20 protein-coding genes are annotated in these 23,309 nt (G+C 73.0%); 6 read left to right on the forward strand and 14 right to left on the reverse strand.

Annotated elements, in window-relative coordinates; genetic code table 11:
- Positions 1-59 precede the first annotated feature (59 nt).
- Entirely contained in the window at positions 60-890 is an 831-nt protein-coding gene (locus F4562_RS27070) for a CPBP family intramembrane glutamic endopeptidase (protein WP_184541645.1), read from the forward strand.
- 75 nt (positions 891-965) lie between these two features.
- On the opposite strand, the gene F4562_RS27075 is transcribed toward F4562_RS27070, so the two are convergent.
- The 5 genes from F4562_RS27075 to F4562_RS27095 form a co-directional block, all read right to left on the reverse strand.
- Positions 966-1,721, reverse strand: coding sequence for a hypothetical protein (locus F4562_RS27075; protein ID WP_184541643.1), 756 nt, complete (start codon positions 1,719-1,721; stop codon positions 966-968).
- Positions 1,705-2,394: an RNA polymerase sigma factor gene (locus tag F4562_RS27080; RefSeq protein WP_221206950.1), complete on the reverse strand. Its 690-nt coding sequence runs from the start codon at positions 2,392-2,394 to the stop codon at positions 1,705-1,707. The genes F4562_RS27075 and F4562_RS27080 overlap by 17 nt, the downstream gene beginning before the upstream one ends.
- 74 nt (positions 2,395-2,468) lie before the next feature.
- The gene (locus tag F4562_RS27085; protein ID WP_184541641.1) at positions 2,469-3,290 is read right to left on the reverse strand and encodes a hypothetical protein; all 822 of its coding nucleotides are present in this window, start codon (positions 3,288-3,290) and stop codon (positions 2,469-2,471) included.
- Positions 3,291-3,726: 436 nt separating this feature from the next.
- Positions 3,727-4,953 carry an HRDC domain-containing protein gene (locus F4562_RS27090; RefSeq protein ID WP_184541639.1) on the reverse strand — a complete coding sequence of 409 codons (1,227 nt, stop codon included), beginning with the start codon at positions 4,951-4,953 and terminating at the stop codon, positions 3,727-3,729.
- Entirely contained in the window at positions 4,950-5,546 is a 597-nt protein-coding gene (locus tag F4562_RS27095) for a DUF3000 domain-containing protein (protein ID WP_184541637.1), read from the reverse strand. Before F4562_RS27095 ends, F4562_RS27090 begins: the two co-directional genes overlap by 4 nt.
- A gap of 720 nt (positions 5,547-6,266) precedes the next feature.
- Between F4562_RS27095 and hemE the strand changes: the two genes are divergently transcribed.
- Positions 6,267-7,304 carry a uroporphyrinogen decarboxylase gene (hemE, locus tag F4562_RS27100; RefSeq protein ID WP_184541634.1) on the forward strand — a complete coding sequence of 346 codons (1,038 nt, stop codon included), beginning with the start codon at positions 6,267-6,269 and terminating at the stop codon, positions 7,302-7,304.
- A gap of 190 nt (positions 7,305-7,494) precedes the next feature.
- On the opposite strand, the gene F4562_RS27105 is transcribed toward hemE, so the two are convergent.
- Positions 7,495-8,604, reverse strand: a complete 1,110-nt coding sequence (locus F4562_RS27105) for a DUF4349 domain-containing protein (RefSeq protein WP_184541632.1) — start codon at positions 8,602-8,604, stop codon at positions 7,495-7,497.
- A gap of 163 nt (positions 8,605-8,767) precedes the next feature.
- Between F4562_RS27105 and hemG the strand changes: the two genes are divergently transcribed.
- From hemG to F4562_RS27120, 3 genes are all read left to right on the forward strand, one after another.
- Positions 8,768-10,210 (forward strand): protoporphyrinogen oxidase, encoded by a 1,443-nt coding sequence (gene hemG, locus F4562_RS27110; protein ID WP_184541630.1) that lies wholly within the window; start codon positions 8,768-8,770, stop codon positions 10,208-10,210.
- A 2-nt stretch (positions 10,211-10,212) separates the two neighbouring features.
- Positions 10,213-10,914 carry a hydrogen peroxide-dependent heme synthase gene (gene hemQ / locus F4562_RS27115; protein ID WP_184541628.1) on the forward strand — a complete coding sequence of 234 codons (702 nt, stop codon included), beginning with the start codon at positions 10,213-10,215 and terminating at the stop codon, positions 10,912-10,914.
- A gap of 175 nt (positions 10,915-11,089) precedes the next feature.
- Positions 11,090-11,839, forward strand: coding sequence for a hypothetical protein (locus F4562_RS27120; RefSeq protein ID WP_184541626.1), 750 nt, complete (start codon positions 11,090-11,092; stop codon positions 11,837-11,839).
- Between the two features lie 325 nt (positions 11,840-12,164).
- Here the strand turns inward: F4562_RS27120 and msrB are convergent, their stop codons facing one another.
- From msrB to F4562_RS27160, 8 genes are all read right to left on the reverse strand, one after another.
- On the reverse strand, positions 12,165-12,566 hold the full coding sequence (msrB, locus tag F4562_RS27125; RefSeq protein WP_184541624.1) for a peptide-methionine (R)-S-oxide reductase MsrB: 402 nt from the start codon (positions 12,564-12,566) through the stop codon (positions 12,165-12,167).
- A 402-nt stretch (positions 12,567-12,968) separates the two neighbouring features.
- The gene (locus tag F4562_RS27130) at positions 12,969-14,408 is read right to left on the reverse strand and encodes an aldehyde dehydrogenase family protein (protein WP_184541622.1); all 1,440 of its coding nucleotides are present in this window, start codon (positions 14,406-14,408) and stop codon (positions 12,969-12,971) included.
- An 80-nt stretch (positions 14,409-14,488) separates the two neighbouring features.
- Positions 14,489-14,860: a hypothetical protein gene (locus F4562_RS27135; RefSeq protein WP_184541620.1), complete on the reverse strand. Its 372-nt coding sequence runs from the start codon at positions 14,858-14,860 to the stop codon at positions 14,489-14,491.
- A 145-nt stretch (positions 14,861-15,005) separates the two neighbouring features.
- Positions 15,006-15,824: a pyrimidine reductase family protein gene (locus F4562_RS27140; RefSeq protein WP_184541618.1), complete on the reverse strand. Its 819-nt coding sequence runs from the start codon at positions 15,822-15,824 to the stop codon at positions 15,006-15,008.
- Between the two features lie 219 nt (positions 15,825-16,043).
- Positions 16,044-18,164, reverse strand: a complete 2,121-nt coding sequence (glgX, locus tag F4562_RS27145) for a glycogen debranching protein GlgX (RefSeq protein ID WP_184541616.1) — start codon at positions 18,162-18,164, stop codon at positions 16,044-16,046.
- A 192-nt stretch (positions 18,165-18,356) separates the two neighbouring features.
- Positions 18,357-18,785, reverse strand: a complete 429-nt coding sequence (locus tag F4562_RS27150) for an OsmC family protein (protein ID WP_184541615.1) — start codon at positions 18,783-18,785, stop codon at positions 18,357-18,359.
- Between the two features lie 92 nt (positions 18,786-18,877).
- Positions 18,878-20,500 (reverse strand): isovaleryl-CoA dehydrogenase, encoded by a 1,623-nt coding sequence (locus F4562_RS27155; RefSeq protein ID WP_311734001.1) that lies wholly within the window; start codon positions 20,498-20,500, stop codon positions 18,878-18,880.
- Between the two features lie 263 nt (positions 20,501-20,763).
- Positions 20,764-22,215, reverse strand: coding sequence for an ankyrin repeat domain-containing protein (locus tag F4562_RS27160; RefSeq protein ID WP_184541613.1), 1,452 nt, complete (start codon positions 22,213-22,215; stop codon positions 20,764-20,766).
- A 167-nt stretch (positions 22,216-22,382) separates the two neighbouring features.
- Between F4562_RS27160 and F4562_RS27165 the strand changes: the two genes are divergently transcribed.
- Positions 22,383-23,282 (forward strand): DUF1707 SHOCT-like domain-containing protein, encoded by a 900-nt coding sequence (locus tag F4562_RS27165; protein ID WP_184541612.1) that lies wholly within the window; start codon positions 22,383-22,385, stop codon positions 23,280-23,282.
- Positions 23,283-23,309 lie beyond the last annotated feature (27 nt).

Raw genomic sequence — 23,309 nt, forward strand, 5'->3', positions numbered from 1 at the left:
GCCGGGACCGGGACCGCCGCCTCGCGCGGACGGGACCGCCGGGCGTGTGGGATGCCCCCATGTCCAGTGATCGCCAGCTCATCGTCTTCGCCGTCGCGCTGCCCGCGCTCGTGCTCCCCACCGTCGCCCTCGCCGTGTCGCAGGGAGCGGACGTGAACCACATCGAATCGGCGCCGGTCTCCGCCCAGCTCGCCCTGTACGGGCAGGCGTTCCTCCCCGCGATCGCCGCGCTGATCACCACCCGCCGCCTCGACTGGGGCTTCCGCCGGGCCCCCTGGCGGATCTTGGCCCTGGCCCTGGCCCTGCCCGTGCTCTGTGCCGGGCTGGGGCACACCGTCGCGTGGCTGACCGGGGCCGCGCGGTTCACTCCCGTTCCGGCCTGGGAGATACTGCAGGGGCTGCCCGGCCTCGCGTTCTTCCTGCTGCTGGCCCTGGGGGAGCAACTCGGTTGGAGCTCGCTGCTGGCCGTGCGGCTGGCGAGGACCTTCAGCCGCGCCGCGACGGCTGTGATCGTCGGCCTGGCCTGGTCGGCCTTCCACTACCCCCTGATGCTCTTCGTGCCCGGCGCGGTGGACTCGGACGTGCCCGTGGCGTACGCGGTGCTGTGGTTCACCGTGGACACGGTGGCGATGGCCTTCCCGCTGGTGTGGCTGCGGCTGCGCACCGGGAGCATCTGGCCCGTGCTGGTGTTCCACGCCGTGCTCAACGTGTCGCTCTACCACGTGTTCACGCCCCTGACCTCCGGGGGATCGCCCTGGCTGGTGGGTGAGGGCGGCGCCCTCACCGCGTCGGTCACCGTCCTGGTCGTGCTCGCGACCTGGCGTCTGTGGCGGGGCGGTCCGGTGGCCGGCCGGGGAGAGGACGCACCGGTCTCCGCCGGCGCGAGGTGACCTCCGGGACCGGGCTCGGAGTTCCGGCCCCGGGCCCGGCCCCGGACGGCTCGCGGGGCCGGGCGGCGGGAGACCTCACCACCACGGGGTCGCCCGCCCGCGCCGGATCGGTTCACCCCCGCCGGTCAGGACGACCGCGGCGAGCGTCAGGCCGGCGGCGAGGGCGAGGGTGGCCGGGCTGGTCGTCCAGAGGCCGTCCAGGTCGATGTCGACGTCGTCCATGAGGACCGACAACGCGCGGACGCCCCACAGCGACGTCGCGACACCTACGGCGGCGTTGGGGGTCCAGCAGACCGAGAGCAGCAGGGTGAGCGCCGCGAGCAGCGCCATGGGCCCCAGCCAGGCCGTGATCAGGGACGTCATCCCGGCGGGGACCTTGCCCAGCAGGGCCAGCGCAGCCGAGGCGAGCAGGGCCAGGGTCAGGTTGTAGCCGAACACCAGCGTCATCCGGGTCAGCATGATGACGCGCGGCGACGTCGGGGTGACGGCCACGATCTCGAACGCCCCGTCCTGTTCCGAGCCGTGGGCCCATGCGACACCGGCCGCGGTGACCAGGGGGGCGGCGAGGGCGAACATGGCCTCCGCCGTCTGGGTCCCGATCGTGACGACGATCGCGCCGGCGGCCGTGAGCAGGGCGGAGAGCACCCAGATCGCGGTGCGCAGCAGGCGTGCCTCCATCTCGAGCAGGGCCCACGCCCGGTACCACCTCGGCGCGGCCGGTGCCCGCACGCCGTCCAGCGCCGCTCTCGCCAGGACGCTCCGCACGATCTCCGGTCCGGGCGGATCCGGGATGCCGTCCCGGAATCCCGGCAGTTCAGGCCAGTCGTTCATCGATGCACTCCCTGAGGGTCGCACGGGCATGGTGGAGGCGGCTCTTCACCGTGCCGACGGGGATGCCGAGCACCTCGGCGATCTCCCGGTGGCCCAGGTCGTCGAGGAAGGCGAGCACGACCACCTCGCGCTGGGCCAGCGGCAGTCGTGCCAGCGCCTTCTGCACCCGGTCGTCGCCCGTGGCCAGCTCCTCGGGGCCGGGGGCGGGGTCCGGCCGGTCGAACGGATCGGCCGCGAGCGGGGGCGGGGTGGCGCGCAGGCGGTTGTGCGCCTGCCTGCGCGCCACCCCGAACAGCCAGGTGCCGACGGTGGAGCGGCCCTGGTAGGTGTGCGCGGAGCGCCACACGGCCAGCAGGGTGTCCTGCAGGATCTCCTCGGCCGTGCCCCGGTCCCCGGCCAGGCGGTACAGGAACGCGAACAGCGGCCTGGCGTAGCGTTCGTACAGTTCCGTCAGCGCCTGGGGGTCTCCCCAGGCGATCCGGGCGATGACGCGCGCGTCGTCCGTCCGTGCCCCGGACGCCGGCCCCTCCCGCTCCGGGACGCCCCCGGGACGGGCCCGCGTGTCCGGTGCGGGCGCCTTCCCGTCGTCTCTCTTCCGCGCCCGCGTGCCTGTCCGCCATATGCTCCCGCCGCCGTGGTGACCTGACGTCGTGGCCTTCGCTCTTCGGTTCATCGCCGGGTGTGTAGCGTCCGCCCCGGCCGCGGGTTCACAGCGGCCCGCACGGGTGACGCCACCCCTTGTGCACCTCAGGGCTCCGTGCGGGTGGCGCGCAGCCGGACCAGGGTGAGCATGACCAGGGTGAAGGCGAGCATCAGAGCGGCCCACAGCAGGGCGGTGCCGGGAGTGGCCACGGGACGTGCGAAGTCGAACAGATTCGCGAACGTCCTCAGCCCGCCGGCGCCTTCGCTCGGATCGTACGGCCGGCCGTTGAGCGCCTCCTGCTGGAAGAGTCCGAACCTCATGTAGTCGACGTCCGGTGACAGGAGCGAGCGGGACGGGGTCGGGAACATGCCGCGAGGAGTGATGACGCAGGTGAGCCAGTAGACGACGAACAGCACGCGGAAGAGCATCGGCGCCATCAGCAGCGGGCCCGACAGGGCGAGCGCCCCGGTGAACAGCAGGACGGGCAGGACGGTCGTCACGAGGATCACCGCCGCCCAGCCCAGCGCCGACGGTTTCTCCTCGGCGGCCGCGTAGACCAGGGCCCGCCCGAGGTAGACGATCAGGATCGGCACCGCGGTGGCCGCGCACGCTCCCAGATACTTGCCGGCCAGCCGGCCGGTGCGGCCGGCCGGGGTGGTGTCCAGGACGGCGGCGACGCGCAGCCGCCGGTCGCGGACGAGCCGGTCGGTGAGCAGGCACCCGTAGGCGACCGGCATCAACGACATCAGGTAGGCGGCCAGCGTGCTCATCGCCGCCTTCGGATCGGCCGGGTCGCCGAAGCCCATGTCCAGCGTGAGGTAGGCCCGGCTGCCTCCCAGGAGCACCGCGAAGACCAGCGCGTGGACGATCCACATCACGGGGCGGCGGATCTGCATCAGGAACTCGTAGCGCAGGGTCGCGATCATTCCTTCTCGCCTCCGGGGGTGTGCCCGGCGTCACCGGGCGTGTCACGGGCCGCGGCGCCGGCGCCGGGCCGGGCTCCCGTCTCGACGGGCGCCGGGAGCACCCGCGCGGTGCCGCCCGCGGAGGGGGCGGCACCGCGCGGGTGCACCGGCGACGTGACGGTGGGCGGAGGGACGGGAGCCCGGGGCCGGGATCCGGGTGTCCCGCGCGGCCGAAGACCGAACAATCTCATGACCGGTGAGTTGCGGGCGGGCACCGATTCGGTTCACCGCCTTCACGACGGCGGCACCGGGGCACCGGGAGACACCGGTCCCCGGGCGCCGCAGGCGCGGACATGGGACGCGCGGCCCCCGCGGTGGGTACGGTCGAGGGCCGCGATGGGATGATCTACTTTGTAAAGGAGGTGGCTCCGTCAGCGGGAAGGATCCGGGACGGGGATCAGATCTCGCCCTTGGTCTCCAGGCGGAGCAGGGCCTTGGCGATCGGATGCGCGGTCAGGCCGATCTGCCACTCGCGGGCACCCAGCTCGCGCAGCCGGGCGGCCACGGTGCCGTCGTCGACGACCTCCGGGGGCTCCCAGGTCAGACGGCGTATCGCGTCCGGCTGGATCAGGTTCTCCGTCGGCATGTGGTGCTCGTCGGCGAGCGCGGCCACCACGGCCCGGGCGGCGGCCAGCCGCCGGGCGGCGACCGGGTCGCGGTCCATCCACCGGTTGGCGGGCGGGGGCCCGTCGCCCTGCGCGCTGGGCTGCGGCAGCTCGGAGTCGGGCAGCGAGCGCGCGGCGCCGATCGCGGCCAGCCAGTCGCGCAGGTGCCGCCGGGCGCTGCGGCCGGTGAAGGGGGCGATGTCGGTGAGAGCCTTGGTGGTGCGGGGCAGCTCCAGGGCGGCGGCGACGATCGCCGAGTCGGGCAGCACCCGGCCGGGGGCGACGTCGGAACTGCGGGCGAGCTCGTCGCGGAGCGTCCACAGCTCCCGGACCACCGCCAGCCCGCGCAGCGAGCGGACCTTGTGGATGCCGGAGGTGCGCCGCCACGGGTCGGAGCGCGGCCCCGGCGACCGGTAGGCCAGCACCGCGGCGAACTCCTCCTGTGCCCAGCCGAGTTTGCCGGTGGCCCTCAGCTCCTCGTGGAGGATGTCGCGCAGCTCGATCAGGACCTCGACGTCCAGCGCGGCGTAGCGCAGCCAGTCTTCGGGCAGCGGGCGGGTGGACCAGTCCGCGGCCGAGTGACCCTTCTCCAGCTTGAGCCCGAGGACGTTCTCCACCATCATCCCGAGGCCGACCCGTTCGTAGCCGAGCAGCCGGCCGGCCAGCTCGGTGTCGAACAGTCGCCGGGGGTGGAAGCCCAGCTCGGCCAGGCACGGCAGGTCCTGGGAGGCGGCGTGGAGCACCACCTCGGCGTCGGCCAGGGCCGTGTCGAGCCCGGACAGGTCGGGGCAGCGGATCGGGTCGATCAGGGCGCTGCCGGCGCCGGCGCGGCGCAACTGGACCAGGTAGGCGCGGCCGCTGTAGCGGTAGCCGGAGGCGCGCTCGGCGTCCACGGCGACGGGGCCGGTGCCCCCGGCGAAGGCGCGCACGACGCGCGCGAGGTCTTGCTGGTCCTCGATGACGGGCGGGATCCCCTCACGGGGTTCCAGCAGCGGAACTACGGTCGTCTCGTCGGTCACGTTCTGAAGGGCTCCGGATCCTCGCGACGGCGCGGCGGCAGTGCCGCCACGTCGGGTGGCAGAAGTGGCATGCCCGCGGCAAGGCACATCAGATCGCACCAGGCGGCGACGTGGCCGGAGAGGTCTTCCTGTAGCGGAGACCAGGAGGCGCGCAGTTCCAGCTCGGTGGTCACCGGGTCTTCGGCCTTGTTGCCGAAGCCCTCGGAGACCGCTCTGGTGACGGTGCCTCCGGCGGCGGTGTAGCCGGCGCCGTGCGCGTCGAGCGACTCGGTGAGCCAGCTCCAGGCGACAGGGCCGAGCAGCGGGTCTTCGGTGATCTCCGGCTCCATGTCGGCCCGGACGTACGCGACGAGGCGGAACTGGCCCTCCCAGCCGCGCTGGCCGTCCGGGTCGAAGAGCACGATGAGGCGGCCGACCGCGAGTTCGTCGTCGTCGCGGTAGACCGACGCGCCGATGGCGGCCGAGTGGGGGGCCAGGCGCTGGGGGGCCGGGATGTCCTCCAGTTCGATCTCCGGCCTGACCTCCGCGGGACGCATGCTGGCCACCGCGCGCCGGAAGGCGGCGGGCACGGGTGGAACGTCACCGTGGGTCATATCGGAAGCGTAGGTGGAAAGTGAACGCATGGGGACCACTGGGGTAGGTGTAAGGGCCATAACGGGAGCCATCGGGGCGAATCAGGCCGGTGTCGGCGAGGTGTGGGGGACGGATACGGCCTCGCCGGGGGGCGGCGGGAACCCCGGGACCTCCGGGGGCGAGACGTGCCCGCGCGGAGTGAGGGGCCGGCGCGAGCACCGGGGGCGGTCGCCCGGCCGGGAGCCGCGGGGGCGGGCCGATCGGTGGGGGACCCGGTCGCCGGCACCGGAGGCACGGCGCTCACCGCGACGTTCGGGTGAACTCCACATGGCGGGCATCGCACGGGCCTTTCGTCGGGTCGTGGTCCGACGTTGGCACGTCGCGCCGACATTTACGCGCAGCGTCCTCGGCGTGTCCCCAAAGTGGTGCCGGAATCGATGCCGCGCGGTGACTTGGCGAAGATTTGGACCAGCCGGGGGCCGGGCCGGATTCGCCCATGGGAGGAACTGTACCGGCAAACATGATCTGCGGGTGCCGTACGGTGTTAGTCGGTGCGTGTCAACTTCGGATTTGAGCGTACGAAGCACTCAAAACCGGTAATACGTCATCCTTATCTCCAGTTGACGGTACCTGTGTGTTCTTATGCGTTATCTCATGTAATAACTGGCGATTTCGGGTCGAATGCGCTGGTCGGTGGCCTTGGTGAGCGGACCGGCCCGGTGGCATGGCACCCTGGGGGGGTGACTCCCGAGCTTGCCGACTCCCCGTTCCTGCGTGCCTGCCGCGGCCGGCCCGTCCCCCACACGCCGGTGTGGTTCATGCGCCAGGCGGGCAGGTCGCTGCCCGAGTACCGGGCCGTGCGCGGCGGGGTGCCGATGCTCACCGCGTGCGCCACCCCCGACCTGATCGTGGAGATCACGATGCAGCCGGTCCGCCGGTACGGCGTGGACGCGGCCATCTTCTTCAGCGACATCGTGGTCCCGCTCAGGGCGATCGGCGTCGACCTCGACATCAAGCCCGGCGTGGGCCCGGTGGTGGCCGCGCCGATCAGAGACGTCGCCGGGGTCGGTGCGCTGCGTCCGCTGGAGCCGGACGACGTCTCCTACGTCACCGAGGCGGTCCGGGCGCTGACCGGGGAGCTGGGGGCGACCCCCCTGATCGGCTTCGCGGGGGCGCCGTTCACCCTGGCGTCGTACCTCATCGAGGGCGGCCCCTCCAAGAACCACGACCACACCAAGGCCATGATGTACGGCGAGCCCGGCCTGTGGCACGCCCTCATGGACCGGCTCACCGAGATCACCCTGGGTTTCCTGCGGGTCCAGCTCGCCGCCGGGGCCTCGGCCGTGCAGCTCTTCGACTCCTGGGTGGGCGCCGTCTCGCCCGAGGACTACCGGGAGTTCGTCCTGCCCTACACCAGCCGGATCTTCGCCGGTCTGGCGGACCTGAACGCCCCGCGCATCCACTTCGGCGTCGGCACCGGCGAACTGCTCGGCCTGCTCGGCGAGGCGGGCGCCGACGTGGTCGGCGTCGACTGGCGGGTCCCGCTCGACGAGGCGGCCCGCCGGGTCGGCCCCGGCAAGGCGCTGCAGGGCAACCTCGACCCGGCGGTGCTGCTCGCACCCTGGGAGGTCGTCGAGCGCCGCGCCGCCGACATCCTCGCCCGCGGCGCGAAGGCCGAGGGGCATGTGTTCAACCTCGGCCACGGTGTGCTGCCGGCCACCGACCCCGACCAGCTCGCCCGCCTCACCGACTTCGTCCACGAGGCCTCCGCCCGCTGACCCGTGCCGTCGCGGGCCCCGGCCGGGACCCGTGACGGCACGGGCGGGCCACCTCCCGCGACGATCCGGGCAGGTGGCCGTCCGCGATGATCCGGGCGGGCCACCTCCCGCGGCGACATGAGTGGCTTCTGTGACGGCCGGGTGGGCGGCCTCCCGTGGGGGCACCCCGCCACGGGAGGTCCCGCCGGGGTCAGCCGGTGGAGGACCGCCCTCCGGAGCGATCCTCCTCCGTGCCCTCCGTGTCCTTCGCGTCCTCCGTGCCTTCTGTGCCCTCCGTGCCCTCTGTGCCCTCCGCGGGACGCCCCGTGACGGGCTCCACCCCGGAAGGCTCACGCGGCGGCCCGGCCGGGAGGAAGCCCTCGGAGTGGGCCCGGCGCGCGGCGGCCCTCCTCCTGCGGCGGCGCAGCAGGACGACCAGCAGCAACCAGGCCGGGACGACCACGATCAGCCACGGCACCAGCAGGCCCGCGACCGTCAGGCCGAAGGCCACCGCGTCGAGGAAACCCTCCCAGCCCGCGCGCACGCCGGCGAGGAATCCGGGCGGCCCGTCGTCCTCCTTCTCGACCTTGGCCGTTGGGCCCACCAGGTTCAGGGTCAGCGTCGCCATGCTCGTGCGCGAGGCGAGGCTCTTCTGCCTGGCCTGCAACGACTCCAGCTCGCTCTCGCGGTCGGCGATCTCCCGTTCGACCTTGAGGACCTCGCTGATCGTGCCGGTCCTCTTCAGCAGTGCCCGTAGCGAGTCCAGCGCGGCCCTGGCGGACTTCAGGCGGCTCTCGACGTCGGCGACCTCCTCGGTGACGTCCTCGGTGTTCTGCCGCAGCGACTCGCGCGTGCCGAGATCCCTGCCCAGGCGGTCCAGCACGCCGGGGTAGTCACCGGGAGGGATCTTGAAGACCAGCGTCGCGTACCCCTCGCCGTCGGAGGACGCGTCCGAGTTCTCCGAGGCCAGGTGGCCGCCCGCGGCGGTGACGAGCTGCCGGGCCCGGGCCGCCGCCGCGTCGACGTCCCGGGCCCGGACCGTCATCTCCGCGGTGTAGATGATCGAGCGGTCCTGCGGGACCACCTTCACCTGCCCGGCGCCGCCCGAACCGGCCTCGGGGACGCCGTCCGACCCGGGCGCCGTGACAGGCGCCGCGGAGGGCTCCGCCAGCCGCGGCGCCTGCCTGTCGGCGGCGGGCGCCGGGGCTCCGCCCGAGTACGAGGCGGACTCGCCGCTGCTCCCGCCCCCGCACGCGGACACCGCCAGCGTCAGGCCCACCAGGGTGGCCGCGAGGCGCGGACCGTACCGGAATCTGCTCATGCATCTGAAGACGGAGCCCGCCTCGGCACGGTTTGCCGCGGGCGGTCACGATCGAATCACGGGGGCCGGGGCGGGTGGCCGGGGCACCGGGAGGCACGGGATCACGGGAGTCCCGGGGGTGGGGTCGCCGGACCGGGCCGGGAGGGCGGTACGGTCAGGAGTCATGGAAGGAAAACGATCACATGTGGTGGTCGTCGGGGGAGGCATCGCCGGACTGGCGGCCGCGTGGTATCTGCGGCAGGGCGGCGAGCGCGTCCGGGTGACCGTTCTCGACGGCGCCCCCCGGATCGGCGGCAAGCTCCACGCCACCGAGGTGGCGGGCGTCCCGGTCGACGCGGGGGCCGAGGCGATGCTCGCCCGGCGCCCCGAGGGCAGGGAACTGGCCCGGATGGCGGGTCTCGGCGACGATCTGCGCGACCCCGGCACCACCCGGGCGGCCATCCTGTCCAGAGGCGCGCTGCGGCCCCTGCCGCAGGGGCAGGTGATGGGCGTGCCGTCCGATCTCGCCGCGCTGGCCAGGTCGGGCATCCTCAGTCCGGGCGGCCTGGCCCGCGTGCCGCTCGACCAGATCCTGCCGGCCACCCTCATCAGGGGTGACGTCTCGGTGGCCGCGTACATCCGCGCGAGGATGGGCGGCGAGGTGGTCGACCGCCTCGTCGAGCCGCTGCTCGGCGGCGTCTACGCGGGCGTGGTGGAGCGGCTCTCGCTGGACGCGACCATGCCGAGGATCGCCATCGCGGCCAGGTCGGAGCGGTCGCTGCTCGGCGCGGCCCGGCGGATGGCGGCCGAGGCGCCCAAGGACGCCGGACCCGTCTTCGCCACGCTCCGGCGCGGCATGGGCAGCCTGCCCGAGGCGGTGGCCGCCGCCTCCGGCGCGGAGATCAGAACCGGGGTCACGGTCAGGGAACTGCACCGGACCGAGGGCGGCTGGCGGCTGGTGACCGGGCCGGTGCCCGCGCCGGAGGTCGTCGAGGCCGACGCGGTCGTCGTCGCCGTTCCCGCGCCCGCGGCCGGCCGCCTGCTCGCCGGCGAGGTGCCCCAGGCCGCCGCCGAGCTGGCCCGGATCGAGTACGCGAGCATGGCCGTCGTCACCCTCGCCTACCCCCGTGAGGCGTTCCCCCGCCCGCCGGACGGCAGCGGTTACCTGGTCCCCGCCGTAGACGGACGACCGATCAAGGCCGTCACGTTCAGCTCGGTCAAGTGGCCGCACCTGGCCGAGGCCGGCCCGGAACTGGTCGTGCTGCGCTGCTCGATCGGCCGCCTCGGTGAGGAGGCCGTGCTCCAGCGCGACGACGCCGAGCTGGTCGCCCTGGCGATGGCCGAGATGGTCGAGGTCATGGGCGTGCGCGGGCTGCCCCGGGACTCCCGGGTGACCCGCTGGGGCGGCTCCCTGCCGCAGTACGAGGTGGGCCACCTCAACCGGGTCGCCCGCATCCGCGCGGCGATCGCCTCCCAGCCCAGCCTGGCGCTGTGCGGAGCCGCCTACGACGGGGTCGGCATTCCCGCCTGCATCTCCACCGCCCGCACCGCGGCGACCCGGATCCTGGACCACCTGGACCCCGATGGAGAATGGCAGAGTAAAGCCGACTCGCTGACAAAGGGGTGAGCATGACGGACGGCACGTCACGGCCCAAGGCACGTGATCTGAACCAGGTGATCCGCTACACGATGTGGTCGGTCTTCAAGGTGAGCGAGCGCTCGCCCGGGCACCGCGAGGGCATCGCCGACGAGGTCGAGGATCTTCTGGCGCAGATGGCCGAGAAGGACGTGGTCACCCGTGGCGTGTACGACGTGGCCGGGTTCCGGGCCGACGCCGACTTCATGTTCTGGTGGCACGCGCCGACGGCCGAGGACCTGCAGGAGACCTACTCGCGCTTCCGCCGCACGGGTCTGGGCCGGCTGACGGAGCCGGTGTGGTCGGTGATGGCGCTGCACCGCCCGGCGGAGTTCAACAAGTCGCACATCCCGGCCTTCCTGGCCGAGGAGGAGCCGCGCCGGTACGTGAGCGTCTACCCGTTCGTGCGCTCCCTGGAGTGGTACCTGCTGGACGACGCCGACCGCCGCCGCATGCTCGCCGAGCACGGCATGATGGCCCGAGACTACCCCGACGTGCGTGCCAACACGGTCGCCTGCTTCGCGTTGAACGACTACGAGTGGATGCTGGCGTTCGAGGCCGACGAGCTGCACCGCATCGTCGACCTGATGCGGACCCTGCGTGGCGCCGAGGCCCGGCGGCACACCCGTGAGGAGATCCCCTTCTACACGGGGGTCCGCAAGCCGCTCGGCGAGCTGGTCACCGAGCTGCCCTGACGCCCTCGCCGTCGCGGACCGTTCCGCGGCGGCGGACCCGGCGCCCCGGGGCGTACGCGGACACACGGACACACGGGCCGGGGCTGCGGGTCCGCAACAATCCGGCGAAGGTTCTTTACCGGCTCTTTGGTTTTGCCATACTCAGGGAAAATCACCTGTCTATGTGAGGCCGAGGGTGAAAACGGGCGAAGGTCTGGCACGGTCCGGGCGGCGGACGCGGGGGCGCCGGAGGAAGAAGTCCCGTTTCCGGGCTCTCGACGTCTCGATAGGCGCCGCCGCGCTGGTGGCCGGGGTGCTGGGCGGTGCCATGTGGCTGCCGGGCGACGACCGGCCCGCGGGTGCGCCGGTCCGGGCGGCGGTCTCCGAGGCCCCCGCACTCGCGGCGCCGCCGCAGCCGGCCGCCGGTGACGGGTCCGTGGTGGCCGCCGACCTGGACAAGAGGGCCGGCACTCCGGAAGCGGGAACGGCCGCTCCCGGGGGAGCCGGGGCGACCGGTTCGGGCACGCCGTCGGGGAACGGGTCCGGGGGCGAGGAGAAGGACGGCGAGAAGAGCAAGAAGAAGAACAAAAAGAAGAAGAGCAAGAAGGACAGGGAGGCCGAGGCGTCCGGAAGGTCCCGGCACACCGAGGAGGGGGCGATCGCCTTCTTCGAGGACCGCAAGGCGATGAAGCGGGTCAAGGACATCCGCCTGGTCGGCGGCTACCTCCGCATATACACGGACCTGCCGGAGTCGGCGGACAACTCCAAACAGGCCATCAAGCTGTGCGAGGCGGGCCTCGACTACCTCGTCGACGAGTTGGGTGCGCCAAGCCCGGTGGTGTTCGTCCAGGGTGAGTTCGGCGAGAACGGCAACCCGGTCCTGGCCAACGTCCTCGGCCCGGACGACTCCGACTGCAGGGTCACGCATCCCGCCCCCGGAGGCTGACGCCCCCCGGGGGCCGCCGGGGCGACCCGGACCCTGGTCTTGCCGCAGACCACGCAGCGCTGGGTGACCACTCGGCCGATGGTCTCGACGATCTCCCACCTGTGACGGAGATGCACGGGGGCTCCTTGGTGGCTACGCTGCGAATTCTCTTGCGCGCAGTGTGTGATGTCGCTCTGCCCCCTCCGGGCACCCGTTAACCCCGGGACGGCCTGTCAGGGGTCCGCCGGTTCCCGCGCGGCACGGCCGGGCACGGACCCGGCCCGGCGCGGCGAGGCCCCGCGGACCGGACGCTCCGGATGCGGGGCCTCGCCGGGCGGCCCGACGGCTAGCGGGTGGGCTCCAGCCTCAGCGAGACGGAGTTGATGCAGTAGCGGTCGTCGGTGGGCGTGCCGTACCCCTCGCCGTGGAACACGTGGCCGAGGTGCGAGTCGCAGGTCGCGCAGCGGACCTCGGTGCGGACCATGCCCAGCGAGCGGTCCTCGATGAGGGTCACCGCCTCCGACTTGGACGGTTCGTAGAAGCTCGGCCAGCCGCAGTGGCTGTCGAACTTGGTGTCGGATCGGAACAGTTCCGCGCCGCAGGCGCGGCAGCTGTAGACACCCTCGGTCTTGGTGTCGACGTACTCCCCGGTGAAGGGCCGCTCGGTCCCGGCCTGCCGGAGCACGTGAAACTCCTCGGGAGAGAGCTGGACGCGCCATTCGGCGTCGCTCTTTACCACCTTGTCCATGTCCCTCAGCCTATGCGGTCGCGTGGCGGCCGGGAGAAGCCCGCCCGCATCTGGAAAATCTTGGCGGGGAAGCAGCCTTCGGCGGTGGTTTCCGCGTCTTCAAGAGTGGGGAGGATTTTTCGCCTCCTCGTGAGGGATGGGGGCATCCGTCCGGCCGTCTCGCGCTCTGCGGACCGGCCGCCGCCCCACCGTCCGGGCGACGCGCCAGCGCTGGAACCGGTGGGCGGGACGGGTGACCACGTGGTCCGTCCCGTCGAGTGCCCGGTCCCGCCGCCGTGGCGGCTCCGGGACGGACCCATCCCGTCGATCCCGCCGTGGCGGTTCCGGTACGGGCCCATCCCTTCGATCGTGCCGTGGCGGTTCCGGTACGGGCCCGCCGGCCCGGTCCCTGCCCGCCGGAGGTCAGGTCTGGATGATCGCGGCCTTCTCCCGGGTGTACTCCAGCACCGCGTCGTGACCGTAGCCGGAGTCCTTGACCCCGCCGAACGGCAGCCCGGGGGGCATCTGCCGGAAGGTGTTGACCCAGACGGTGCCGGTCCGCAGTGCGCCGACGAACCGGTGGGCACGGGCCAGGTCGCGGGTCCACACCCCCGCGGCGAGCCCGTAGGGGGAGTCGTTGGCGATGGCCAGGGCCTCGTCGTCGGTGTCGAAGGGGATGGCCACGGCGACCGGGCCGAAGATCTCCTCCTGGCAGACGCGCAGCCCGTTGTCGGAGGTGGCGTAGAGGGTGGGCTCCACCCAGTAGCCGCCGGGCAGGGACGGGACCACGTCGGCGCCCGTCCGGGCGCCGAACAGCAGCTCGGCCCCCTCCTTGCCGGCGATCTCCAGATAGGAGACGACCCGCTCGTACTGCGCCGCCGAGACGATCGGGCCCATCGTGGTCTCCAGGTCGAGCGGGTCGGCCGGACGCACCTGCGCGGCGATCCCGGTGATCCGCTCGATCATCTCGTCCCAGACCGGCCGGTGGATGAGGATGCGCGACCCGGCCACGCAGACCTGCCCGGCGTTGCCGGTGTAGACCGAGTCGACCGTCACCCCTCGGGCCGCGGCGTCCAGGTCGGCGTCGGAGAACACGATGTTCGGCGACTTGCCGCCGAGTTCGAACGTCAGCGGTTTGAGGTGGTCGGCCGAGGCCCGGGTGATCGCCTGCCCGGTCCGGGTGGAGCCGGTCAAGCTGATCTTGTCGACCCCGCGGTGCCGGACCAGCGGGTCGCCGACCTCCTCGCCGAGCCCGCTGACGATGTTGAGCACGCCGGGCGGCAGCACGTCGGCCAGGAGTTCGCCGAGCCGCAGCACCGAGGCGCACGCCTGCTCGGCGGGCTTGACGATCACCGTGTTCCCCGCCGCCAGCGCGTACGCCGCCTTGGCGGAGAAGGTGGAGACGGGGGAGTTCCACGGGATGACGCACAGCGCGACGCCGTAGGGCTCGCGCCGGGTCAGGCCCAGGCTGGTCGGGCCGAGGATCACGGTCTCGCCCTTGACCGCGTCGAGTGCCTGTCCGGCGGCGATCTGCCACAGGTGGGTCATCCCGGGCAGGTCCCGGTGCAGGGTGTCGCGCAGGATGCGCCCGTTGTCGCGGGTCTCGATCCTGGCCAGTTCCTCGGTGTGCCCGGCGAAGACCTCGGCGACCGCGCGCAGGAAGCGCGCCCGGCCGAGCGCGGGCAGGGCCGACCAGGCGGGGAACGCCTCACGCGCCGCCGTGACGGCGGCCTCGGCGTCGGCCCTCCCGCTCGCCGGCACGCGGGCCCAGACCTCGCCGGTGGCCGGGTTGACCGAGTCCAGCGTGCGGCCGTCGGCCGCAGCCGTCAGCCGGCCGCCGATCAGGTTGCGGTACTCGTCCACTCGCCACTCCCACGGTCGGCCGCACCGATATCTTCACCAAGCGTACGCTTGCTTGATGTGGGAGTGGAAGTGCGGGCCGCTCAGCCCGACCGGCGCCTGCCGAGGGTGAACGCCACGTTCACGCCGATGACGCCGACCCAGATGAGCACCATGACGAGGCCGAGCAGTGCGTCGCCCAGGCCGGAGTAGGACACCGCCACCGTCCCGGGCACCCCCAGTGACAGGGAGACGATCGCCAGCGCCAGCCGTTGCCCGGCTTCCACCGACGGGCGGACGGCGGGGGCCGCCGCGGCGGCGCGGGCGGCGAGCCGTGCGTCCACCCGCCTGTCGAGCTCGTGGTCCACCTTCTCCAGGAAGCCCTCGACGAGAGAGTCTTCGTACTCGGGCCCGAGGTCGCGGCGGGCCTCCAGGGAGGCGCGGAGGTCGTCGCCGGAGGAGAATGATCGTTCCATGGTCGAGATATATCGTTTTTGTGGGCATCTGTCTATGCGTACGACTTCGCGGACACCCGGACCTGCCGCAACACCATCCCGGTGAGGCCCGCTCCGGTCCACCCTCCTCGATACGCACGGCGCCGGCCCGGCCGGCCGAATGCCGTCAGCCGTCCCCGTCCTCCCGCAGCGGGCCGCTCCGCCGGACGTAGCGCAGGAACAGGAAGCCCTCCTCCTCCAGCACGTGAGCCAGGCGCAGCGGGGTGTGGGAGGACGGGCCGTCGAGGACCCGCGCGGCGTCTCCGCCGATCAGCAGGGGGCTCACCGTCAGGCAGAGCTCGTCGACCAGGCCCGCCGCGGCCAGCTGGGCGTTGATCTTCGGGCCGCCCTCGCACAACACCCTGGTCAGGCCGCGCTCGGCGAGCTCCTTCACCGCGAGCGCCGGATCCACCCGGTCGCCCCCGGCCAGCACGACCTCGGCGTGCCGGGCGGCCTCGGCGCGCCGCTCGGGGGGAGCGGCCTCGCAGGTGACCACGATCGTCCGCGCCTCCGGCGCCGTCTCGGTGAACAACGGGCCGGTCAGGTCCAGGTCGAGCCCCCGGGTGACCACCGCCACCGGAGGCGCCGCGGGGCGGCCCGCGCGCAGCGCCCGCCACGACTCCCGCGGCCGGGCCGGGCCGTACCCCTCGGCCCGCACGGTCGCCGCACCGGCCAGCACGACGTCGGCCAGCCCGCGCAGCACGCCGAAGACCTTCCGGTCACCCCTGCCCGACAGCCCACCCGACAGGCCGTCCAGCCAGCTGCCGCCGTCGGCGCTGGCGACCATGTTGATCCGGACGCACGGGCCGGCCGGGTAGGCGTAGAGCCGGGCGAGGTCGATCTCGGCCGACGGCTCGGACCGGGTCTCGGGCTGGGGCCCAGGGTGGATCTCGGATCGAGTCTCGGAACGGGTCCCGGGGTGGCTCTCGGAATGGATGAGGCGCATCCTCCCACCTTGGCACAGCGCAGACCGGACGGATCGCCCAACTCGGCGGGGTGAGCCCGGCGCGGGGACACAGCGCGGAGACCACGGGGCGGGGAGCTCCGTCCGCTCATGCCCCGTCAGGCGGCCCTGTGCTCGATCCGGTCGCCCCGTCAGGCGGCCTCGTGCCCTCGTCGGCCGTATCGGGTCAGGCGGCCCCGCGCCTCGTGCGGCCGTATCGCGTCAGACGGCCCGTGCGCAGCGGAGGACGCGCATCGAGCGCCCGGTGACCGGGACGACCGCCCCGGCCGGCCACGACCCCTCCTGAAGCGCCTTCCACGGCCGGTCGTCGGCGGTGTCCAGCACGTTCTGCCAGCACCCGCCGTATCTCGCCCCGGGCAGGGTGAAGGACATGTCCTCGTGGTGGGCGTTGATCAGCAGCAGGAAGGAGTCGTCCACGATCGGCTCGCCGCGGCTGCCGGGCTCGGTGATGGCGTCGCCGTTCAGGAAGACGGTCAGCGACTTGGCGTAGCCGGTGTGCCAGTCGGCCGCCAGCATCTCCTCCCCGGCCGGGGTCAGCCAGACGATGTCGCGGGTGCCGTCGTCGGCCCGGTGCCCGTAGAAGAAACGGCGCCGCTGGAAGACGGGGTGCTCGCGCCGCAGCTTCGACAGGCCCCGGACGAAGTCGAGGAGGTCACCCTCGGTCCTGGCCAGCGACCAGTCGACCCAGGAGATCTCGTTGTCCTGGCAGTAGGCGTTGTTGTTGCCGCCCTGGGTCCGGCCGAACTCGTCGCCGGCCAGCAGCATCGGCACGCCCTGCGAGATGAACAGCGTGGTCAGGAAGTTACGGCGCTGGCGCCGGCGCAGGCGGGTGATCTGCGGATCCTCCACCGGGCCCTCGGCCCCGCAGTTCCACGACCGGTTGTCGTCGGTGCCGTCGCGGTTGTTCTCCCCGTTCCCCTCGTTGTGCTTGCGGTCGTAGGAGACCAGGTCGGTCAGCGTGAACCCGTCGTGGCAGGTGACGAAGTTGATCGAGGCCACCGGGCGGCGGCCGGAGACGGCGTACAGGTCGGCGGAGCCGGTCAGCCGGGAGGCGAACTCCGGCAGCGCCGATCCGCTGCCGCGCCAGAAGTCGCGGACGCAGTCGCGGTACTTGCCGTTCCACTCCGTCCAGAGCGGGGGGAAGTTGCCGACCTGGTAACCGCCGGGGCCCACGTCCCACGGTTCGGCGATCAGCTTCACCTGGGAGATCACCGGGTCCTGCTGGATCAGGTCGAAGAACGCGCTCAGCCGGTCGACGTCGTGCAGTTCCCGGGCCAGGGCGGCGGCCAGGTCGAACCGGAAGCCGTCCACGTGCATCTCCAGGACCCAGTACCGCAGCGAGTCCATGATGAGCTGCAGGGCGTGCGGCGAGCGGACGTTGAGGGAGTTGCCGCATCCGGTGTAGTCGAGGTAGTAGCGCCGGTCGCCGTCGTGCAGCCGGTAGTAGGCGGTGTTGTCGATGCCGCGGAAGCTCAGCGTGGGCCCCATGTGGTCGCCCTCGGCGGTGTGGTTGTAGACCACGTCGAGGATGACCTCGATCCCGGCCTCGTGCAGCGCCCGCACCATCGCCTTGAACTCCTGCACCTGCCCGCCGCGCTGCCCCGAACCGGAGTAGGCGCCGTGCGGGGCCAGGTAGGCGATCGTGTTGTAACCCCAGTAGTTCGTCAGCCCCCGGGCCACCATCGCGTGCTCGGGCACGAACTGGTGCACCGGCATCAGCTCGACCGCGGTGACGCCCAGGCTCAGCAGGTGCTCGATGACCGCCGGGTGGGCCAGCCCCGCGTACGTGCCGCGTTTCTCCTCGGGGACCGCGGGGTGGCGCATGGTCAGCCCGCGCACATGCGCCTCGTAGATCACGGTCTCGTGGTACGGGGTGCGCGGCAGCCGGTCGTCGCCCCACTCGAAGAACGGGTTGACCACCACGTTCTTCGGCATGAACCGCGCGCTGTCGTCGTCGTTGCGGCTGCCCGGGTCGGTGAACCGGTAGGAGAACAGGGACTCGTTCCAGGTGATCCCGCCCTCGACGGCCTTGGCGTAGGGGTCGAGGAGCAGTTTGGCGGGGTTGCACCGCTGCCCGGCGGAGGGGTCGTACGGGCCGTGCACGCGGTAGCCGTACCGCTGCCCGGGCATGACACCGGGGACGTACCCGTGCCAGACGAATCCGTCGACCTCGGTCAGGTCGAGGCGTTCCTCGTCGCCGTCGTCTCCGAAGAGGCAGAGCTCGACTCGCTCGGCGACCTCCGAGAACAGCGAGAAGTTGGTGCCCACGCCGTCCCAGGTGCCACCGAGGGGATACGGCTCCCCCGGCCAGATTTCCCGCATGTGCCGCTGTTCTCCTCCAGTCAGGCCCCCTTGTCAGGGTGTCTCGTTGTTGTCACTTTAGTGTGGTATTAAAAGCCGGATACCGGTACCCCGCGAGAGCCCCGGGGACACCCGGCCCGTGCCCCCGCACCCGTCACCGGCATGTGATCACGCGTGCCCGGCGGGACACGCGTGATCACCGCAGGACCGTGATCAGCTCAGCAGCTCGGCGTTGAGGCTGATCGTCGTGCCCGCGAGGGCCTTGCTGACCGGGCAGTTGGCCTTGGCGTTCTCGGCCGCCTCCTGGAACTGCTCGGGGGTCAGGCCGTCGACCTGGGCGCGCACCGAGATGACGATCCCGGTGATGCCCTCGCCGGGCTGGAAGGTCACGTCCGCCTTGGTCTCGACGGACTGCGGCGGGGTGCCGGCCTGGGCCAGCCCGTGGGACAGGGCCATCGAGAAGCACGAGGAGTGAGCGGCCGCGATGAGCTCCTCGGGCGAGGTCTTGCCGTTCGCCTGCTCCGCCCGGGACGGCCAGGACACGTCGAACGTGCCCACGCCGGAGGAGTCGAGGGAGACGGTGCCCGACCCGTCGAGGAGCGCACCCTTCCACTGGGTCGTCGCGGTACGTGTCGTCGCCATGGCGATCTTCCTTTCGATCATGAAGGGTCAACCATGAACGACCCTACTCTCCGGGCTCGCGCCGCCGGTCCCCGGAGCGCCACGGACGGGCCTCAGCGGGGGGTGCCGCGCGCGACGAGCGCGTCCAGGTCCAACCCCGTGGGCAGGGTGCCGAAGGCACGGCCGGGCCCGCCTGACAGGCGGGAGGCGCAGAAGGCGTCCGCGACGGCCGGGGGAGCCAGCCGCACCAGGAGGGAGCCCTGCAGCACCAGCGCCATGTCCTCGGCGATCCGCCGGGCCCGGGGCTCGGCGTCGGCGAGGTCGCCCAGCGACTTGCGCAGCCGGTCGGCCGCCTCGTCCAGGCGCCGGTCGGCGCCCGCGGCGAGCGAGACCTCCGCGAAGAACGCCTCGGACGTCTCGGGCTCGCGGACCAGGGCACGCAGCACGTCCAGCGCCGCCACGTTCCCCGAGCCCTCCCAGATGCCGTTCAGCGGCGACTCGCGGAACAGCCGGGGCAGCTGCGACTCCTCGACGTAGCCGTTGCCGCCCAGGCACTCCAGCGCCTCCGCCGCGTGCATCGGAGCCCGTTTGCAGACCCAGTACTTGGCGGCAGCCAGCGCGACCCGGCGCAGCGCGCTCTCGGCCCGGTCGCCGGCGACAGCCCGGTCGGTCGCCCCGGCCAGCCGCGTCATGAGCGCCGTCGCGGCCTCCGACTCCAGGACCAGGTCGGCCAGGACGTTGCGCATCAGCGGCTGGTCGGCCAGCTTCCTGCCGAACACGCCGCGGCCGCGGGCGTGGTGGACGGCCCGGGTCACCCCGTACCGCATGCCGGCCGCGGAGCCGATCACGCAGTCGAGCCGTGTCATGTTGACCATCTCCAGGATGGTCCGCACGCCGCGGCCCTCCTCGCCCACCAGCCAGGCCGTCGCGCCGTGGTACTCCACCTCGGCGCTGGCGTTGGACCTGTTGCCCAGCTTGTCCTTCAACCGCATCAGGTGCACGGCATTGCGGGTGCCGTCCGGCAGGACCCTGGGAAGCAGGAAACACGACAGGCCGCCGGGCGCCTGGGCCAGCACCAGGAAGGCGTCGCACATCGGGGCGGAGTTGAACCACTTGTGCCCGGTCAGCACATGGCTTCCGTCGCCCGCCGGCTCGGCGCGCGTGGTGTTGGCGCGGACGTCGGAACCGCCCTGCTTCTCGGTCATCGCCATCCCGGCGAGCACCCCGCGCTTGCCCAGCGGCGGACGCAGCCCGAAGTCGTAGCTCCGGGAGCTCAGCAGGGGCTCCCACTCCGCGGCCAGTGCCGGGCTGTGCCGCAGCGCGGCCACCGAGGCGTAGGTCATCGAGATCGGGCAGCCGTGCCCGGCCTCGACCTGGCTCCAGACGTAGAACTTGGCGGCGCGGGCCACGTGAGCGCCCGGGCGGGCGCTCGCCCAAGGGGTGGCGTGCATGCCGTTCTCCACCGCGACGGTCATCAGCTCGTGCCAGGCGGGATGGAACTCCACCTCGTCGATCCGCCGGCCGTACCGGTCGTGGGTGCGCAGCACGGGCGGATGCTCGTTCGCCAGCCGCCCCCACTCCTGGGCCCGCGCCGAACCGGCGAGGACGCCGAGCCGGTGCAGCTCCCCGGCGGCCCAGCCGGCACCCTGGTGGATCACGCCCTCCGCGAGCGCGGGATCGGCGGACACGTCGTGGCCGTCGAGCGGGTCGGCCTGGTTGAAGACGTCGTGGGTCACGTGCGGCCTCCGAATGAATCCGAACGAACTCCTCCGGCCCGGGGACCGGGGCCTGCCACTCATCTCAGCATTCTTCCCGCGGACGCACACCGGTCCCGCAGCCCGGTCCCGCTCTCGGCCCGCCCGTTCCCGCTCTCGGCCCCGCCCTCAGCCTTGCCCGGTCCCGCCCGGTCCGGCACCCGGCCCGGCATGCTTCCGCCCCCGGTCCCGCGACCCGGAACCGTACCTGGGGCACGGCGGGACACAGCGGGACACAGGGGGGATCAGAGGTCCTTGACCAGGTCGCGGATGTAGTCGTCGTCCTCGTCGCTCTCGGCCAGCACACGCTCGACACCCCTGCGGGCACGCTCGTCACCCCGGACGGCCAGGCCGCGCGCGGCCTCGGCCACCGTGTTCAGGTCCGCGTCGTCGAGCCGCGCGGCCAGCGCGTCGCGGATCCGTTCACCGTCGTCGGCCAGGCCCGCCAGGCCCATGGTGGCCCAGTCGCGCACCTCCTCGTCGGCGTCCTCGGTCATCGCGATGAGCAGCGCCAGCCCTTCGGCGTGCCCCGGAGGCAGCACGGCGGCCAGCGCGGCCGGGTCGGCCTGGGTGCGCGTCCAGCCCTCGGCCGTGATGATCTCCAGCACCTCGGGCAGCGCCCGTGAGTCGCCCTGGTGGCCGAGCGCGCCGAGCACCGAGCGCAGCACCCGCTCGTCACCCTCGGTGGCCGCCATCCGCCGCAGGATCGGCAGCGTCTCCTCCAGGTAGGGCTTCTCGCCGTCGTCGGTGAAACCGAACTGGGCGAGCACGTCCACGGCGAACTCCCGTTTGCGCGGGTCCTCGCTGACGCACAGCCGGGCCGCCGCGTCGAAGGTCTCCCCGTCGCCACGCCCGCTCAGCGAGCTCACCACCGTCCACCAGGTCTCCGCCTCCTCGTCGACGTCCCGGTACGGCAGCGCCCGCTCCACGAGCTCGTCGAACGGCCGCCGCTCGCCGGTGGCGTCCTCCAGCAGGGTGGCGACGGCCGCGTGCCCGCGCTGGCACTGCACCTCGGCCACCCGGTCGCCGTCCGGGCCCACGGCCGCGACGGTCACCAGATCGGTGCCGTCCGCGGCCCTGCTGCGGCCCACGACGAACTGGGAACCCTCGGGCGCCTGCTCGCTCAGCTGCTCCAGCAGCGCGCTCTCCAGTTGCGTGCCGAGCCAGTCGTGGGCGACGGCCAGCGGCGTGTCGCCGTCGCCGTCGGGCCGCAGGGGATCGGCCCCGTGCTCCAGCAGCGCGGTCACGGCGCCCAGGGCGCCGCGCCGGGCGGCCAGGGTGAGGGGGGTGTCACCGTCGTCGGTGGTGTCCTCGGGGCTCGCCCCGGCGTCGAGCAGCGCGCGCAGCGCGGTGGCCCGCCCGTTGGCCGCGGCCCACAGCGCCGGTGTCCAGCCGTGCGCCTCCCGGCCGGACGGGTCGGCGCCGGCGGCCAGCAGTGCCTCGACGACCTCGGTGCGCTCCCAGGCCGCCGCGGCGCACAGGGGCAGCCCCTCGTCCTCGCCGTCGCTGATCCGGTTCGGATCCGCTCCGTGGGCCAGCAGAGCGCGCACGATCGGCGCGCGGCCCCGCGTCGCCGCCAGATACAGGGCCGTGGACCCGCCGTCGCCGTCGGGGTCGGCGCCCGCCCCGCCCTGAAGCAGCCGCTCGACCCGCTCGGCGTCGTCGGCCGCCACCGCGTCCAGGAGTTCTCGGTACATGCCTCCGGATCATATGGCGTGCGGCTTCGGCCCGGCGGGTCGGCGTCCCGGAGGGGGCGGGGCCCGGCCGTGCGGTCGCGGAACGGCCCGAGTCCTCCGGTCTGTTCACTGTCACCTCCTCCTCACGAAGGATCCCCGGCCGGACAACTCGCGATATGTTGTGAAACATGAACGATCCAGGTGCGATGCGGGCCTCGGACGCCGAGCGGGAGGCCGTCGTCGAGCGGCTGCGGGTCGCCTCCGTCGAGGGGCGGCTGACCCTTGGCGAGCTGACCGAACGGACCGGCGCGGCCTACAGCGCCGTGACCCGGGCCGAGCTGGCCGTGGTCACCGCGGACCTGCCGCCCGCCGGTGGGCCCGTCGTCGCCGCGCACGCGCCGGAGCCCGCTCCCGGGGGCGGACGGGTGCGGAACTGGTTCGTGGCCGTGCTGGGCGACTCCAAGCGGCGCGGCCAGTGGCGGATCGACAAGCCGATCGGTGCCGTCGCCGTGCTGGGCGACGTCACGCTGGACCTGCGCCTGGCCGAGGTCCGCTCCGGGACGGTCGACATCGTCGCCACCTCCGTCATGGGCGACGTGAAGATCATCGTTCCGGACGGCGTGGACGTCGAGCTGGAGGGCGTCGCCATCATGGGCGACAAGAAGGTCCAGGTCGTCGAGGCGCCTCCGGGAACGAACGCACCGGTCGTCCGGGTCCGGGCGTACGCGGTGATGGGCGACGTCAAAGTGATCGGCGACTCGCGCGCCAAGCCCGTCAAGAAGGCGTGGGACGCCTGGCGGGAGCAGTGGCGGGAGATCCGCGGCGAGCTCACCGGCGAGCCCAGGCACCAACTGCCGCCCGGCTCGCCGCACCCGTACCACACCTCCGGCCTCGATGACGGCCACTTCGGTCACCCGCCGCTGCACGCTCCGGCTCCCGGTCACCTCGGGGCTCCGGGCCAGGGGCAGCCCGGCCATCCGCCGCTGCACGCCCCGGACCCGGGGTACGGCGGGCACGCCGGGCACCCGCACGGATGGCACCCGGAGCCGCCTGCGGCGCCGCAGCCCCCGCACCCGCCCGCGCGCTGACCCGCCGGGGCCGTCCGCCCGGTCGAG

It is taken from the genome of Streptosporangium becharense (genome assembly GCF_014204985.1).
Classification (GTDB): domain Bacteria; phylum Actinomycetota; class Actinomycetes; order Streptosporangiales; family Streptosporangiaceae; genus Streptosporangium; species Streptosporangium becharense.